Genomic DNA, 16,514 nt, shown 5'->3' on the forward strand with positions numbered 1-16,514 from the left:
TGGCCGTACCTCCCCCGCCGCGCGGCCCCCGCGGCACGACACCTCCCACTACACGGCACGCTCCGGAGCCGGGCCACCGGACAGAGCCGTCCGACGTACCGGCGTACTGGCATGTCGTCATATCGGCATACGGGCGTTGGCGGCCGGTTGACGTACGGAGGCGGTGACCGTGCCCAGCGGGCCGGGTCGGCTGTTGACCGGGTGGCCGATCCGGCGCGGTGACGCGCCGGCGCGGTCGCACAGCAGCGATGCGGTCGCACAGCAGCGACGCAGTGACACAGCAGTGACGCAGTGAGGAGTCTGACGGCGTGAATCCGAGCGACAAGAGCCTGTGGAACCTGCCGGCCCCGCGCCCGCGCCGCCGCATCGGCCGCTGGTTCGCGCTGGCGGCGGCGCTCGTCGTGCTGGCCACGGCCACCGGGGGCGGCTGGCTCTACACCCGGCTCAACGGGAACATCCACGGCGCGGGGGTGGCCGGAGCGCTCGGCGACAACCGTCCGCGCGCCACCCAGGGCGGCGAGAACATCCTGGTCATCGGCTCGGACAGCCGGTCAGGGACCGGTGACGCCTACGGCGGAGGACTGACCTCGATGCAGTCCGACACGCTGATGCTGCTGCACGTCGGCGGCAGCGGCCGATGGGCCACGGTGGTCTCCTTCCCGCGTGACTCCTGGGTCTCGATCCCCGCCTGCGACCAGGGCGGCGGCGCCACCTCCACCCCTCACCACTTCAAGATCAACCAAGCGTTCGCGATCGGCGGCTTCCGCGGGGACCCGGCCAAGGCCGCCGCCTGCACCATCAGAACGGTCGAGCAGAACACCCGGGTCCGCGTCGACCACTTCGTGATCGTGGACTTCCGGGGGTTCACCGGCATGGTCGACGCCCTCGGCGGTGTCGAGGTCTGCCCCACGGCACCGATCCACGACACGAAGGCCGCCCTGGATCTCGAAGCGGGCTGCCAGACGGTCAGGAACGAGCAGGCGCTGGGGTACGTACGGGCCCGCTACAGCCTCGGCGACGGTACGGACCTCGGCCGGATCGGCCGGCAGCAGGAGTTCCTGCGCGCCCTCGCCGCCAAGGCGAAGGCCACGCTCCACCGGCCGACGGCACTCTACGGATTCCTCGACTCCGCCACCGGGGCACTCACCACCGACCCCGAACTGGCCGGCCTCGGTCCGCTGCGCGAGCTGGCCGCCGCCCTCAGGAGCCTGCCCACGGACCGGATCTCGTTCCTGACCGTGCCCAACTACCCCCGGCAGCGCGATGTGCCGGCCGACACGGCCAACGTCCTGTGGCACCCGTCCGCCGCCCGGACGCTTTTCACCGCGCTCACCCACGACCGGGAGCTGACCCGCGCCCGGCTCGAAGCGGCGACGCCGCCGCTGCCCCCGGCGGCGGGCACCGTGGCGGTGACCGTCCTCAACGGCACCGATGTCCCCGGCAGGGCGCGCGAGACCGCAGGCAGGCTGCGGGAGCTGGGCTTCCGTATCGCCGCCACCGGCAACGCCCCGGCACCGGCGGCGAGTTCCTCCCTCACCTATCCCGAGGGGCTCGCGGACCAGGCGAGGACCCTGGCCGCGCGGCTCCCCGGTCTCGACCCGGTCCCGGACACCGGGGCGGCTCCGGGGGCGGTGACGCTCACCGTCGGCCCGGACCTGCCGGAGCCCGCGGGGTGAACGGGGGTACGGGTGTACGGGCGGCCCGCCTCTGGTCACCAGCTCCAGGTCACCAGTCCCTGGTCACCGGCCCTTGGCCACCCCTCCTTGGTCACCCCTCCCGGTGCAGGGTGACCAAGGTGGTGTACGCGCACTGGAGGAACGCCTGGTCGGCGGCCGGGGTGCTGTTCGCCAGGGCGACCACGGCCGTGCGCCGCTCCGGCACGAACCCGGCGAAGGCGGTGAAGCCGCGGGTGCCGCCGGAGTGGTGGTAGACCGCGCCGTCCGGCCGGACGCGGATGTTCCAGACGAGCGCCAGCCGCCGGGTGCCGCCGCGCAGGGCGAGCCGGGGCCGTACCGCGTCGGCGAGCGCCGCGCCGAGAGGGCCGCCCGCCGGGTGGAGGGAGCCGTCCGCCGCGCCGGGAGAGCCGCCCGATGCCCCGTCCGCCAGGGCGTCGAGCAGGGTCAGCAGATCGGGCGCGCTTGAGCGGAGCGCGCCCGCGCCCGGGAGGCCCGGGATCAGCCAGGACGGGCGCGGTCTGCCGTGCCAGTGGCCGGTGGCCTGCGCAAGTCCCGGGGCGCACCCGGTACGGCGCAGCCCGAGCGGGCCGAGGACACGCTCGGCGAGGAGGTCCCCGTACTCCGGGCCGCCCGGCGCGGCCCGGGTGAGCAGATGACCGAGCAGCCCCACACCGAAGTTGGAGTACCGCACCCGGTCGCCGGGGCGGGCGTGCGGCCGGGTCCTGGCGAGGGAGCGCAGCAGGTCGCCGGTGGTGAACGCGGCGTACGGATTGGCGAACCAGCGGGACGCCGCCCCGGCGAGCAGCCCGGGTGGCAGCCGGGGCAGCCCCGCGGTGTGGGTGGCGAGATGGAGCAGGGTGATGGGTCCGCCGCGCTGCCGGGGCAGCACCTCGGGCGGCAGGAACCGGCCCAGCGGATCGCCGTGGGCGACCTCGCCCCTGGCGGCCTGTTCGGCGAGGAGCAGCGCCGTGAAGCACTTGGTGAGCGAGCCGATCTCGAACCGGGTGTCGGTCGTGACCGGTTCACCGCCGCCGAACGCGGTGGCGCCGTACGGCACGACGGCCCGCTCGTCGCCCCGGCGCAGCGCGACCACGACCGCGCAGGCGCCGCGGGCCGAGGCGGCGAGGGCGGCGGCGGGGCCACGCGCCCACTCGGGGCTCACCGGCCGGTGCCGAGGGCGCGCGCGACCGTGAGTGTGCCGGCGACGGCCGCCACCACGGTGGTGTGGTGGTGTGTCGCGAAGCGTTCGCCGGCGTCGGCGTCGACCGGTCGGCCGTCCCGGGGCAGCAGTCCGTCCTCGTACTGGACGGCGGCCAGCCGCGCCCAGTCGGCGGGGTCGCAGTGCGGCTCGGGCAGACAACCGCCCACGATCATCAGCTCGGCCACCAGGTCCCATTCGCCGATCTCGGCCCAGATGTCGATCCAGGCCGGCAGCCAGCGGGTGAGGTAGCCGGCCAGATCGGCGGGCAGTTCGTCGGGCAGCCGCCCCCAGTCGGTGATGTGGAAGACGGTGTGCGTCATGTTGTACGCCGTCATCCAGTCGATGAGCCACGGTTCGGGGAGCGCGCCCAGCCAGGTGGCACGGGTCAGCCGGTCCCAGTCGACGGCGCGGCCGCCCCCGTCGAATCCGCTGATGCGCGCCGCGTTGGCGACGGCGAGACGCCGGTTGGGCAGCAGCTCCATGGCGCGCGCCGAGCGCAGCGAGGTGGTGTGGTCGAGCAGCCGGTCCAGGGCTTCGTGACGGTAGCCGCTCCGCGCGAAGTGCGCGTACGTCTCCAGCGGGTCGCTCATCAGCGGATAGCGCAGCAGCCGCTCGTGGAGCATGTCCCCGCCGCCGAGCTGCTTCCAGGCGAAGTCCAGCAGTTCGCGGGCGAGCCGCAGCTCCGTACTGCCGGCCACCGCCTCCCGCAGGACCAGCGAGGCGGCGAGCGCGGTCTCGCCGAGCGGCTTGTAGACGGTGTCGGGCTCGGCGAGTTCGGCGGTGGTGTCGGGCGGGAGCGCGCCGTGCTCACGGTGGGTGTGCAGCCAGTGCAGGGCCCGCAGGCTGACGCGGTGGGCGTGCTGTGTGACGGACATGGCCATCGGGTCTCGGTCCGATCGGGGCGGTTCGGCGTGGTACGGGACGGTCGGCGGCCGGGACCGCCGGGGGTCGTACGGTGTCGCGCGAGTCGTTGCGGTGTCGCGCGGGATCGCGTCGTGTGGTGGGGATGCCGGCGCCGGACGGCAGGGGCCGCTCAGCCGGACCCGAGCAGCCGGCCGGCGATCGCCGTGTCGAGCGCGAGCCGGTCACCGCCCGCCAGCAGGGAGATGTGCTCCACGAGCGGCTTCGGGTCGAGCGGGATCCGTACCCCCTCGCTGTGCAGCCAGGCGAGCCAGCGGACGATCCGGGCGGCGGTCGGGTAGTCCCGGCGCAGTACGGCACGGGTCGCCCCGCGCGCCAGGCCGAGCGCGGAGCTGCGCGCCGCGTCGTGCACCGGGCCGTCCAGGCCGGGCAGGGCCAGCGTGCAGAGCTGCCCCATCGTCACCGACCAGGCGGCCCAGGCATCGCTGCTGTCCGCCGCGGGTCCGGCGGGCGGGGGCGGCGCGGGCCGGACCGCCGCGGGACGCCCGTCGCCGCCGCGCGCCCGCCCGCCGCCGGCCTGGTCGGAGAGGACGGCCAGCAGGGTGAGGGTGCCCCAGTCGCGCCATGCCATCAGCCAGGGGCCCGCGGGCCCGGCGGGCGGCGGAGGCGTGCCGTCCCGCGCGGGGGGCAGTGCGCCGAAGGCCAGCGCCACCGCCTCCGCGTCCCGGGGGTGCACGGGGGCTCCGGCCAGCAGGGCGGGGGCGAGGGTGTCCGCGCCGAGGATCCTGATGGCGGCCAGCGCCGCGCCGGGGTCCGGCGCGCTCTCGACGTGTTCGGCGACCATGGCCGTGCCCCCGGCGCCCCGAAGGGCACCGAGGGCACGTCGTGCCAGGCCGGCCGCTGCTTCTTGATAGGAGGTCCGCGACCGGTCGGGGCTCATCGGCCCTTCGGCTCCTTGGGCTCCTTCGGGGAGAGAAGGGCCAGCAGGAGCAGCACGCCCGCCGCTTCCGGCGCGTACACGGGCGCGTCGCTCAGGGGTGCCTCGGGCTCGGCCATCGCCGTTCCCAACGCTTCGATGTCCAGGGTGATTTCGGTCGGCCTCATGGTCTGAGAAAGCATCGTGGGCTCCTCATGTAGATGCCACGGCCCTGACTGGCCGTGCCGCTGCCAACTTTAGGCAAAGGTCGATAAATCGACCAGTTGGGACAATAGTTTGATGATTCATTCCGTATGTCCGTTCGGGGTTGAGTGTCCGTCGGAGATGTGGAACGGGACCGTCGTCACCACGATTTTCGGCAGCGGCCGGAGTGCGTGCCGTAGCCGCCCCGCCAGCGGACTGTGCAGAACGCGGTGCCACCAATGGCGTACGACGATCTCCGGGATGATGACGGTGATGGTCAGATCCGGCCGCTGACGGTGCAGCGACTCCACATAACTGATCAGGGGAGTGACGATCGCACGGTACGGAGAGACGATGATCCGCAGCGGCAGATGGTCGCCCCACAGCAGCCATGCCTGGCGGAACTGTTCGGCGTCCTCGTCACTCGGGCTGACGTGCAGGGCGAGGACGGGCTGCTGGAGCGAGGCGGCGTAGGCCAGGGTGCGCATGCTCGCCCGGTGCAGCGAGTCGAGCGGGACGACGGACAGGTGGAGGATCTCCTCCGGGGACTCCTCCGGCTCGGCGTCCTCGGTCCCGTCCACGGGCCCGGCGGCCTCCGCTCCACCGGTCGCCTCCGCTCCACCGGTGGCCTTCGCCGCGTCGATGGCCGCCGTGCCATCGGCGGCCACCGCGTCGCGCGCCGCCCGCGGGGCGATCGTACGGCTGGGAATCTCGATCTTCTGGGGCCGCAGCCGCAGTGCCTCGGCGACCCGGGCGTAGTGGCGGTGGATCCGCGTCGTCACCAGCAGGAACACCCCCACCGTGAGGATCGCGAGCCACGCGCCCTCGGTGAACTTGGTGATGCCCGCCGTGATGAAGACGAGCGCGGACAGCACCGCGCCGGTGGCGTTGAAGCAGAGACTCTTGCGCCAGTGCCGGTCCCTCCTGCGCCACCAGTGCACGACCATGCCGCTCTGCGACAGGGTGAAGGCGAGGAACACCCCCACGGCGTACAGCGGGATCAGCGCCGCCGTGTCGCCGTCGAACGCCACATAGACCAGCGCCGCCGCCACGGAGAGCACGATGATGCCGTTGCTGAACGCCAGCCGGTCCCCCAGCCGGAGGAAGATCCGCGGCGCGTGGTTGTCCCGCGCCAGCAGGTAGAGCACCCGCGGGAAGTCGTTGTACGCGGTGTTCGCCGCGAGCAGCAGCACCAGCGCCGTCGCCGCCTGGGTGAAGACGTACATCCCGCCGGAGCCGAAGCTGCGGTGCGCGAGCTGCGAGAGCACCGTCTCGCCCGACCGGGGGACGACCCCCTCCAGATGCGTCATCGCGATCGTCCCGGCGAACAGGGCGATGAGCAGCCCGATCATCCAGGCCAGCGTCGTCCGCGCGTTGCGCCAGGGGACCGGCTTGAACGCGGGTACGGCGTTGGAGATCGCCTCGATCCCGGTCATCGCCGTCGACCCCGACGCGAACGCCCGCATCACCAGCAGCACCCCCACCCCCTCCACCGCGTGCAGCGGCGGATGCGGAACGGGCTCGAAGCCGCGCCCCGCCGCGTCGTACAGACCGAAGGCGACCAGCGCGACGATGGCGACGATGAAGGCGTACGTCGGCGCCGCGAACAGCGCGCCCGCCTGTCTGACCCCCCGCAGGTTCCCCGCCAGCAGGACGACGATGACCAGCACGCCGATCGGCACCACGTCCCCGGAGAGGCCGGGGACCGCCGAGGTGACCGCGGCCATCCCGGACGACACGGAGACCGCCACGGTCAGGACGTAGTCCGTCATCAGCCCCGCCGCGGCCACCAGGCCGGGGACCCGCCCCAGATTGTCCGTCGCGACGATGTACGAGCCGCCGCCGTGCGGGTACGCCCGGATCGTCTGACGGTACGACAGCCCCACGGCCAGCATCAGGAAGACGATCGCCAGCGACACCGGCACCGACCAGGCCAGTCCCGCCGTACCGCCCAGCACCAGCACCGCGAGCAGCGCCTCGGGGCCGTACGCCACCGAGGAGAGCGCGTCCGCGGAGAGCACCGGCAGCGCCACCAGCTTGCGCATCCGCTCCCGTACGACCGCGGTGGACCGCAGCGGCGCGCCCAGCACGGCCCGCCGCAGCCGGGCCCCGAACCCGGGGGCGGGGGCCGGTTCCGCACGGCTCGCGGCCACGGTCGCCCTCGGCGGCCCGCCGACCGTGGTGACCCGGACGAACCTGCCGAAGCGGGGCGGCACGATCTGCTCGGGCTCCGGGTAGCTGCCGAGGTCCGGGTCGACGGGCAGCGCGCCCCGCCAGGCGGCCGGGGCGGCGGACACGCGCCCCCATTCCTGCCCGATCAGCCGCAGCGTCTCGTCGTCCCTCCGGGAGGGCTGAATATCCGTCACGCCGACGAGTCTCTTCGCCGGACCGCGCCCGCCGCTCCGGCTGCCGCCCGCGACACACACCCTCGCACGGCGACAACCCGTACGGCCGAACCCGGCCGACGGCCCATCGGATCGCCGAGCCGGGACGACGGGCCCCCGGCCGCCCGCGCGCTCCTCGGGGCGGCGCGGGCGGCCGGGGGAGAAGCAGCCGTCAGGAGGCGGTCCTCGGCAGCCCCGGAGGGTTCAGCTCCGAGGACGGCACGGCCTCCTCCGCCAGTCCCCACCGCGCCAGGACCTTCCCGTACGCCCCGTTCTCGATCACGGTGTTCAGCGCCTCCTGGACGGGCCTGATCAGACCGTTGTCCTTCTTGGTGGTGGCCGCGATCTCGCCCTGGAGCGCGTCGCCGGCCCCCGAGAACGTACCGATGATCTCGGTCTGTCCGGTGGAGGCGGCGTGGTACGCGGCGACCGGGTTGGGGCCGAAGTAGGCGTCGAGACGGCCGGAACCGAGCGCCAGGTAGTAGTCGCCGGCGTTCTGGTAGATCTTGATGTCGGTGGGCTTCAGCCCCTTCGCCACGTTGGCCCTGTCCCAGTCGACCAGCAGTTTCTCCTGGTTGGTGCCGGAGCCCACCCCGATGGTCCGGCCCGCCACGTCCCGGGGCCCCCGCACCTTCCAGCCGGAGCCCTTCTTCGCCTCGAACGCGATGTTGTCGAGCCGGTAGGTCGCGAAGTCGTACTTCTCCTTGCGCTCCTCGGTCACCGTGATGTTGCTGAGCCCGAGGTCGTACTTGCCGCTGTCGAGCCCGACGAAGATGTTGGCCCAGTCGACCGGGTGGTAGCGGAGTTTCAGCCCGAGCACGTCCGCGACGAGCGAGGCGATGTCCGGCTCCACCCCGATCACGGTCTTGTCGTCGGTGGCGTAGAAGGTCAACGGGGGCACGGAGCCTGCGGAGTTGGTGACCTCCAAGGTGCCCCTCGCGCGGATCTCCGCCGGGACGAGGGCGGCGATGGACGCCACCTCGGGGGTGGACACCCGCTTCTGGTCGGGGCCGAGATTGATTTGGAGGCTCTTCCCGCCGCCGGCCCCGGCGGCGGACGCGGCACCGCCGCCCGGTTCCGAGCCGGTCCCGCCGGCCGGGTTGCCGCAGGCGGTGAGGGAGAGGACGGAGACGAGACCGAGCAGGGCGGCGGTGACGGCACGGGGAGAACGGCGGGGCGGCACGGGGGCTCCTTGTCAGGACGGCGGAGGAAGGGGACGGGGGAGAGCGGGGGCGGAGGAGAGAGGGGACCGAGGAGAGGAGGAGGGGCACAGGGGCGACGGCGGATGCCGGCGGCCGGGTACCGGCGGCCCTCAGAGGACCTTCGACAGAAAGGCCTTGGTACGGGCGTGGCGCGGCCGGTCCAGCACCTCCGCGGGCGGACCCTGCTCGACGATCACACCGTCGTCCATGAAGACGACGGTGTCGGCCACCTCGCGGGCGAAGCCGATCTCATGGGTGACGATGATCATCGTGGTGCCGCTGCGGGCCAGATCCTTGATCACATCGAGGACCTCGCCCACCAGCTCGGGGTCGAGCGCCGAGGTCGGCTCGTCGAAGAGCAGCACCTTCGGCTCCAGCGCGAGCGCCCGGGCGATGGCCACCCGCTGCTGCTGGCCACCGGAGAGCTGCCGCGGATAGGTGCTCGCCTTGTCGTCGAGTCCCACCCGCTCCAGCAGCGCCCGGGCCTGTGCAACCGCGGCCGCGCGGGGCCGGCGCAGCGCCGAGACCGGCGCCTCGATGATGTTCTCCAGCACCGTCAGATGCGGGAAGAGATGGAAGTTCTGGAAGACGAACCCGATGTGCAGGCGCTGCTTCAACACCTCGCGTTCCTTGAGCTCGTGCAGTGTGGACCCGGAGCGGCGGTAGCCGATCAGCTCCCCGTCGATGCTGATGTGACCGCGGTCGAGCTTTTCGAGATGGTTGATGCTCCGCAGCAGTGTCGACTTGCCGGAGCCGGACGGGCCCAGGACCGCGGTGACCTCTCCGGCGCGTACCTGGAGATCCACCCCGCGCAGCACGTCGAGGGGGCCGAAGCTCTTGTGGACGCCGCGTATGTCGACCATCGGACGGGAGTCCGCCGGGGGTGTGGCCGCGCCGGCCGGTTCGGAGACGGGGGCCGTGGTCATTTCTGGAAACCTCCGGTGGCGGCGGCAGCCCGCATCCTGTGGGTGAAGGCCCTCGCCCGCTGGAGCGGGGTGGCCGGGGGAGTACGTTCGGCGCCGCGCGCGAAGTGCCGCTCCACGTAGTACTGGACGACGGAGAGCAGGGTGGTCAGCAGGATGTACCAGACGGTGGCGACCATCAGCAGCGGTACGACCCGCCCGTTGCGGCCGTAGATCACCTGCACCTGGTAGAACAGCTCCCCGATGGCCATCACCGAGACGATCGACGTGCCCTTGAACAGGGAGATGACCTCGTTCGCCGCGTTGGGGAGGATCCCGCGCATCGCCTGCGGCAGCAGGATGCGCCGGAGCTGCCGCGCCCGGGGGATGCCCAGGGCCGCCGCGGCCTCCAACTGCCCGCCGTCGACGGAGACGATCCCGCCCCGGACGATCTCGGCGGCGTACGCGGCCTGGTGCAGCGCGAGACCGATGACGGCGGCGGAGAGCGCGCCGACCAGGTTCATCGTGTCGAAACTCCACAGCACCGGGCCGAAGGGGATGCCCACTCCCAACTCCTGGTAGAGATAGGCGAGGTTGAACCAGAACAGCAGCTGGACGATGAGCGGGATCGAGCGGAACACCCAGATGTACGTCCAGGCGACGGTCTGGAGGATCACACTCCTGCTCAGCCGCATGAAGGCGAGGACGACACCGAGGGCGAAGCCCAGCACCGTTCCGTAGAGCGTGAGTTGAAGCGTGACCCAGACGGCTTCGAGGACCGTGTCGGCGGTCAGGTAGAGGAAGAAGGTGTCCCACTCCCAGCCCGGGTTGGTGACCAGGCCGTGGGTGAACTGGGCGACGAGGACGAGCGCCGCCACACCGGCCGCCCAGCGCCAGTAGTGCCGCGCGGGGACGACCCTGAGCACCTCGGAGGTTTCGGGGACGGCGGCGGATTCGGGGGCAGCGGCTGACTCGGGGACAGCGGCCGCTTTGGAGACAGTGGCGTCCTCGGGGACGGTGGCGGTCTCGGAGGCGGCGGAGGCCGCGGAGCCGGATACGGTGGTCATCGGAGGCTCCTGCCGGCTACTTCTGCTCGGGGGGACTGATCCGGGACTCCTCGATGGCGGACTCGCGCGTCCCCCACTTGTCGAGGATCTTCCCGTAGGTACCGTTGCGGATCAGCTCGTTGACGGCCGCCCGGAACGCCTTCGGCAGCGGGGATCCCTTCCTGAACGCGAATCCCACGTCGAGCCGGTGGTACTCGTTCAGGAACCGGGTACGGGCGGCGGGCTGGGCCGCCTGGTGGCGCAGCCCGTTGATCGTCGACATCACCACGTCGACCCGGTTCTGCTGCAGACTGGTGAGCAGCGACCCGTTGTCCGAGTAGACGTTCACCTTGTACGGCTTCCTGCCCGTGGCGGCGCAGACGCCCTTCCCGGCTTCGAGTGTCGACTCGAAAGTGGTGCCCGCGCCCACCCCGACCGACCTGCCGCAGAGCTGGTCGAGCCGGGTCACCCTGCCGAGGGTCTTGTCGTCCTCGCGGACGGCGAAGCCCTGTCCGTCATTGATGTACGTGACGAAGTCGATCGTCTTCCGGCGCTCGTCGGTGACACCGAAGTTGCCGGTGCCCACGTCGTACTTGCCGCTGCCGAGCGCGGGCAGGATGGCGTCGAAACTCGCCTGCTGCCGTGTCAGCCGCACGCCCAGCAGCTTGCCGACGGCGTCGGCGATGTCGACGTCCTGGCCGGCCGGGGTCCTGCTCGACGCGCTGGGGAAGTAGGAGCTGGGCGCCGCGCCCACGGAGGCGCCGAGGGTCAGCGTCCCCCGCTTCCGCACATCCTCGGGCAGCAGCCTCGCCAGCGCGGGGTTCTTCTCCAGCGCGGCGGTGACGTCCTCCGAGGGCGCGGCACCGGCCGTCTCCTCACCGGACGCCGCGTCCGCACCGCACCCCGTCAGGAGCGGCAGCAGCAGGGCGGCCACCAGCGCGCCCGCCGCGGTGCGGCGCGCGGGCCGGGAACGGCCCGGGATCAAAGTACGCACGGGTCATCCCTCGCTTTCCGCGGTGCTCCCGGTGCCGGCCGGGCCCGCGAGGAGCTTCTCGAACGGCAGCGGCCCGATGGTCTCCGGATCCGCGGCGGTGTCGAACAGCGGTGTGTACCCCGCCGCCAGATACAGCCCGCGGGCCTCCGGCTGGCGCGGGCCGGTGGTGAGGAAGACCCGGTGGTAGCCGCGGGCGCCCGCCGTGCGTTCCAGCTCCGCGACGACCAGCAGCCCGAGCCCGCGCCGCCGGTGGCCGGAGTGGGTCCAGATCCGCTTCAGCTCCGCGGTGTGCGCGTCGTAGCGGCGGAAGGCACCCCCGGCGACCGGTTCGCCGTGCTCCAGCAACAGCAGCAGGGTGCCGTGCGGCGGGTCGAACTCCTCGGCGGGGTAACGGGCCAGCTCGCCGTGCGCGTCCTTCCCGTAGCGCGCGGAGTACTCGTGGCCCAGCTCCGCCAGCATCGGCCGCACCAGCGGATCGGAGACCCTGGTCCGCCGCCAGGTCAGCCTGCGGGGTTCGGCGACGGAGGTCATCGGCCCGCCTCGGCCAGGGCCTGCGCACCGCGCGGCGCGCCCGCCGCGTCACGCCGGGCGACCTCGGCCCGTACCAGCGGGATGACATGGCGCCCGAAGTCGATGGCATCGCCCAGCAGGTCGTACCCCCGGGCCGAGATGATGTCCACGCCGAGGTCGTAGTAGTCGAGCAGGGCCTGCGCGACCGTCTCCGGCGTGCCGACCAGCGCGTTGGAGTTGCCCGCGCCGCCGGTGGCGGCGGCCGTCGGCGTCCACAGCGCCCGGTCGAACCGCTCGCCCGACTCCGCGATCGCGATCAGCCGCTGCGCCCCGGTGTTCTCCGGGGCGAGCCGCGGGTGGTCCCGTACGACCGTACGCTTGCCCTGAGCCGTACGATCCTTGATCGCGGCGACCGTGCGGTGCGCCTTCTCCCAGGCCAGCTCCTCCGTGGGGGCGATGATCGGCCGGAAGGCCACCTGGAAGCGCGGCGGGGCCGGACGTCCCGCGGCCCGTGCCGCGGCCTTCACCGCCTCGATCTGCTCCGCCGTCCGCGCCAGCGGCTCGCCCCACAGGGCGTAGATGTCGGCCTCGGCCCCGCCCGCCGCGTACGCCGCCGGCGAGGAGCCGCCGAACGAGACGTCGGGACGCGGCTGCTGGACCGGGAAGACATCGCTGACGAAGTCGTGGAACCGGTAGTGCCCGCCCTCGTGGTCGAAGGGCTCGTGCGACGTCCAGACGCGCTTGACGATCTCGATGTACTCGCGGGTGCGGGCGTACCGCTGGTCCTTGGTGAGGGTGTCGCCCTCACGGCCCTGCTCGTGATCGTTGCCGCCGGTGATGAAATGGACGGTGAGCCGCCCGTCGCTGATCCGGTCCAGCGTCGCGATGGTCTTCGCGGCGAACGTCGGGTAGGAGACGTTCGGGCGGTGCGCCAGCAGGATCTGGAGCCGGTCGAGACGGGAGGCGACATATGCGGCGGCCGGCGCCGGGTCGGGCGAACCCGAACCGTAGGCGAACAGCACCCGGTCCCAGCCGTGGTCCTCGTGGGCGCGGGCGAGCCTGAGCGTGTACTCCTTGTCGAACGAGGCGCCGGAGCGGGATGTCGTCTCCGACCCGTCGTGGGTGGCGGCGATACCGAGGAACTCCACAGGCATGACGGACCTTTCGTACGGAGGCCGGGGCGTGGCGGGACGGCGGCGACGGCATGCCGAACCGGCCCCGGGGCAGGGCGACATGAGCGGGTGCGCGGGTACGCGGATGCGTGTCGGTGCGCGTGGCTGTGTACGCGTTGCTGGGTGCGCGGGGGTATACGTGCGGGGGTGTGCGTGACGACGGACGGCGCGTCGTACGGACGCGTACCGGGAGGAGCCGGGGGAGAGCGGCAGCGTGCGCCCGGTGAGAGAGGAACTCGGCCCGCGACGGGGTCACCGAGGGAGGGAGGGGCCGGTCAGGCGGCCCGCTGCCGGGTCAGGCGCGACAAGAGGCGGACCACACGCGACCGAAGTCGATGTGGCCGCGGGTGACCAACGGCTGCTGCTTCTGCATGGAGCCAATTGAGCACGGTACGTCCGCCGAAGTCAACATGTGCTCGCACCGTGGGCACCCGGCCCGCCGCCCCGCTCCGGTCGGCGTAGCACCTGCCAGGGCCGCGTACTTGACACCCGTCCGTCGTACGCCCGTACGATCGAGCGGTGTGCGGCGCCGGCCGGCACGGGCGAGCCGCGCTGCGCGTCCGTGGTGACTCCGGTACGCACCGGCCGTGTTGAGGGACGCGGTACGTGTGACGACGACACCCTGCTCACCAGGTCCGTGCCACACCGACGCATCGCCTGATCTCCCGATCCTCGATCGCGCGATCCTCGATCTCCTGATCTCCTGATCTCCGCGGAGCCCTCACATGTCCCTGTCGCCCTCGCTCGACGGACCGCGCGCACCCCTCGCGACCGCCTCACCAGGGAACTCCCCGCAGCCCTCGGCGGAGCCCGGTGAACCCACCCGTATCGTCCCCCGGCGCCACCCCGGCCGCTGGCTGTCCGCCGCCGTCGCCCTGCTGTTCCTCGCGATGGCCGTCCACTCGGTCGTCCGCAACGAACGGTTCCAGTGGGGCGTGGTCGGCCGGTACTTCACCACCCCCGCCGTCCTCGACGGCCTGCTGCTCACCCTCTGGCTGACCGCGGCCGTGATGGTGCTCGGCTTCCTCATCGGCACCTTCCTCGCGGTGCTGAGGCTCTCCGCCAACCCCGTTCTCCAGAGCCTGAGTTGGGGCTACATCTGGATATTCCGTTCCACGCCGCTGCTGGTGCAGCTGCTCTTCTGGTTCAACATCGGCGCGCTCTACCCGACCCTGGGCCTCGGCATCCCCTTCGGGCCGGAGTTCCTCACCGTCACGACCGTGAACCTCTTCGGGCCCGGCCTCACCGCACTCATCGGACTGACCCTGCACGAGGCCGCCTACGCGGCGGAGGTGGTGCGCGGCGGCATCCTCTCCGTCGACGCCGGCCAGACGGAGGCCGCCGCCTCGCTCGGCCTGAGCCGGTGGCGGGTGCTGCGCCGGGTGATCGTGCCGCAGGCGATGCGCTCCATCGTCCCCACGGCGGGCAACATGCTCATCGGCACCCTCAAGGGCACCAGCATCGTCAGTGTGCTCGCGGTCCAGGACCTGCTCTTCTCCGTACAGCTCATCTACAACCGCACGTACGAGATCATCCCGCTGCTGATGGTCGCGACCATCTGGTACGTCGTCGTCACCACCGTGCTGTCGGTGGCACAGTTCTTCGTCGAACGTCACTATGCGCGCGGCGCCGGGCCGCCGGGGAGAGCCTGGACGGGGGGCCCGAGGCGACGGCGGAGAGGAACGATCCACGTGAAGAGTACGAACGGTAACGGTTCGGTCAGCCACGCGGGCGCAGAGGTCGTCGTGGCCCTCACCGACGGGGCGAAGGAGGACGCGCACGCGGTGTTCAGCGCGCTCCGTACGGCCTACTCCTGCGACCGCGCGCCCGACGACCGCCCGCAGGCGGTGCCCGGAGTGCGCCCGACCGTGTGGATCGCGACCTTCGACACGACGGAGGCACGGCGCGACCCCGGCGCCACCCGGCTGACGGCACCGGTCGTGGCCACCCTCCAGGGCGGCTACTCGGCGGTGGACCATGTGCGCGAGACCCTGGCCTCGGCCTTCACCGTCCGTGTCGTCGGTACGGCCTCGGGCGACCAGGAGGAAGAGGTCCAGGTACGCCTGGAGAGCCGGTGACTCCGGGGCGCCCGTCGACGAGGGTCCCGCGCCCGTCCGTGTTGCGGGTTCGGCCGTTCGGCGGCAACCTGAGGGTGACCCAGACGTGGCTTTCGCTCACGCTTCGTGCTCGGGGACCGCTGGTACACCGCGCTGACGCCGGTACCACGCGGTGAAGCACGTGGGCCCCTCCCGAGGAGCCGGCACCATGACCGTTCCGCCCGACTGCATGTGCACCGGGCGTCCGCACCCCGGACGCCCTTGTCAGGACCGCCGCTACGCGGTCGCGTCGTACACCTCCCCCGAGCACCTGGCGCCGCTCCGGCGGACCGTCGCCGCGCACCTTCGGCACTGGAGGCTCGATCTGCACGCCGAGCCGGTCGCCCGCGGCGTCGCCGAACTGCTGTCCCGTGCCCACCGGCACTCCGGACCCGACAACAGGTGTGCGGTGGAACTCCGTTGGAGCGGCCGTCACCTCACCGCCTCCGTCGAGGACGGCGACCCGCGCCTGCCGCGCCTGCGCACGGCGGGGGACAGCGGACTCGCCTGGGTGGCCGCGCTCAGCGACAGCTGGGGGACCTGTGCCACGGCGGACGGCAAGGTCATCTGGTTCACCAGGAGCGTCCGGGCACCGCAGAACGTGTTCAGGGTCGTCCCGCCACCCCTCGTACCGCTCGACACCGCGCTCCTCGACCCCGTACCCGTACCTCTGGCGTGAGGAAGCGGTGTCACTCCATGTCGGCCTCGGGGACGAGATGGACGGCGGCCTCCTCCGCCGACGCGGCCGCGCCGTCGATGCCGACATCCGTGGCGATCATGTCCTTCTCGGCGTCCTCGTGGGCGCCCTCGTCCGGGGCCACCAGCCGCCCGGACCGGTGGTCGCCCACCTCGTCGTCGAGCAGCTCGCCCTCGCCGTACGGCAGGTCCCCGAGGTCGTCCCCGTCCGGCGCGCACACCTCGGGGACCTCCTCGGCGAGCCGCTCGTCGAGCGTCTCGCCCGCCGAGCGCTCGGCGGCGGTCGTTCCCCTGCACTCGACGCCCAGGGGCCGTTCGGGCGGCGACCACCCCTCGTCGAAGGGGTCGGAGCCGCGGTCGAGCAGTGTGTCCTCGGCGTCGAGGATGCCCTGGTCGTCGCCGACCTCGGAGCCGTCGGGCTGGTAGACCTCGTCTCCCATCGCCGCAGCGCTGTCGCCGCTCACGTCGCTCTCCGTTCTCCTTGCGCCCGGAGCCGGGACGGACGGCCGTGGCCGCCCTCCGCCTTTCCACCCTCCCACCTCTCACCACCGTGTCAAACGGCGGCAACCGGCCCCCGCGCGCCCCGCCCTGTTGCGCGGTACGGCGAAGCCGGGAAGGGTCCTGAGAAGCCGGGACGGCGGGGGCCGGCGGACC

General features: G+C 72.5%; 14 protein-coding genes and 1 pseudogene. 3 read left to right on the forward strand and 12 right to left on the reverse strand.

The annotated features are described in order from the left end of the window. Positions 1–308 precede the first annotated feature (308 nt). Positions 309–1,676 carry an LCP family protein gene (locus ACFXKG_RS02315; RefSeq protein ID WP_384830916.1) on the forward strand — a complete coding sequence of 456 codons (1,368 nt, stop codon included), beginning with the start codon at positions 309–311 and terminating at the stop codon, positions 1,674–1,676. 91 nt (positions 1,677–1,767) lie between these two features. On the opposite strand, the gene ACFXKG_RS02320 is transcribed toward ACFXKG_RS02315, so the two are convergent. The 11 genes from ACFXKG_RS02320 to ACFXKG_RS02370 form a co-directional block, all read right to left on the reverse strand. Then, positions 1,768–2,838: a serine hydrolase domain-containing protein gene (locus tag ACFXKG_RS02320; protein WP_384830919.1), complete on the reverse strand. Its 1,071-nt coding sequence runs from the start codon at positions 2,836–2,838 to the stop codon at positions 1,768–1,770. After that, on the reverse strand, positions 2,835–3,758 hold the full coding sequence (locus tag ACFXKG_RS02325) for a DUF6895 family protein (protein ID WP_384830921.1): 924 nt from the start codon (positions 3,756–3,758) through the stop codon (positions 2,835–2,837). The genes ACFXKG_RS02320 and ACFXKG_RS02325 overlap by 4 nt, the downstream gene beginning before the upstream one ends. Before the next feature lie 152 nt (positions 3,759–3,910). Continuing rightward, entirely contained in the window at positions 3,911–4,678 is a 768-nt protein-coding gene (locus tag ACFXKG_RS02330) for a hypothetical protein (protein WP_384830924.1), read from the reverse strand. Then, positions 4,675–4,842, reverse strand: a complete 168-nt coding sequence (locus tag ACFXKG_RS02335) for a hypothetical protein (RefSeq protein WP_384830927.1) — start codon at positions 4,840–4,842, stop codon at positions 4,675–4,677. Before ACFXKG_RS02335 ends, ACFXKG_RS02330 begins: the two co-directional genes overlap by 4 nt. Positions 4,843–4,959: 117 nt before the next feature. Further along, the gene (locus ACFXKG_RS02340) at positions 4,960–6,903 is read right to left on the reverse strand and encodes an APC family permease (RefSeq protein ID WP_384831754.1); all 1,944 of its coding nucleotides are present in this window, start codon (positions 6,901–6,903) and stop codon (positions 4,960–4,962) included. Between the two features lie 511 nt (positions 6,904–7,414). After that, positions 7,415–8,425: an ABC transporter substrate-binding protein gene (locus ACFXKG_RS02345; protein ID WP_384830930.1), complete on the reverse strand. Its 1,011-nt coding sequence runs from the start codon at positions 8,423–8,425 to the stop codon at positions 7,415–7,417. A gap of 129 nt (positions 8,426–8,554) precedes the next feature. Next, positions 8,555–9,307, reverse strand: coding sequence for an amino acid ABC transporter ATP-binding protein (locus ACFXKG_RS02350; RefSeq protein ID WP_384831757.1), 753 nt, complete (start codon positions 9,305–9,307; stop codon positions 8,555–8,557). A gap of 59 nt (positions 9,308–9,366) precedes the next feature. After that, positions 9,367–10,413, reverse strand: a complete 1,047-nt coding sequence (locus ACFXKG_RS02355) for an amino acid ABC transporter permease (RefSeq protein ID WP_384830934.1) — start codon at positions 10,411–10,413, stop codon at positions 9,367–9,369. Positions 10,414–10,429: 16 nt separating this feature from the next. Continuing rightward, positions 10,430–11,377, reverse strand: coding sequence for an ABC transporter substrate-binding protein (locus tag ACFXKG_RS02360; RefSeq protein WP_384831760.1), 948 nt, complete (start codon positions 11,375–11,377; stop codon positions 10,430–10,432). Positions 11,378–11,389: 12 nt separating this feature from the next. Further along, a complete protein-coding gene (locus ACFXKG_RS02365) occupies positions 11,390–11,917 on the reverse strand; it encodes a GNAT family N-acetyltransferase (RefSeq protein WP_384830937.1) in 528 nt (175 codons plus the stop codon). Continuing rightward, entirely contained in the window at positions 11,914–13,050 is a 1,137-nt protein-coding gene (locus ACFXKG_RS02370; RefSeq protein ID WP_384830940.1) for an LLM class flavin-dependent oxidoreductase, read from the reverse strand. Before ACFXKG_RS02370 ends, ACFXKG_RS02365 begins: the two co-directional genes overlap by 4 nt. 743 nt (positions 13,051–13,793) lie before the next feature. On the opposite strand from ACFXKG_RS02370, the pseudogene ACFXKG_RS02375 reads away from it, so the two are divergent. Continuing rightward, positions 13,794–14,693, forward strand: a pseudogene (locus ACFXKG_RS02375) (amino acid ABC transporter permease); the annotation flags it as partial. Between the two features lie 640 nt (positions 14,694–15,333). Next, on the forward strand, positions 15,334–15,843 hold the full coding sequence (locus ACFXKG_RS02380; protein ID WP_384830943.1) for an ATP-binding protein: 510 nt from the start codon (positions 15,334–15,336) through the stop codon (positions 15,841–15,843). Between the two features lie 10 nt (positions 15,844–15,853). On the opposite strand, the gene ACFXKG_RS02385 is transcribed toward ACFXKG_RS02380, so the two are convergent. Further along, positions 15,854–16,300, reverse strand: coding sequence for a DUF5709 domain-containing protein (locus tag ACFXKG_RS02385; protein ID WP_384831763.1), 447 nt, complete (start codon positions 16,298–16,300; stop codon positions 15,854–15,856). Positions 16,301–16,514: the final 214 nt, after the last annotated feature.

It is taken from the genome of Streptomyces sp. NPDC059255, assembly GCF_042752355.1.
GTDB lineage: Bacteria > Actinomycetota > Actinomycetes > Streptomycetales > Streptomycetaceae > Streptomyces.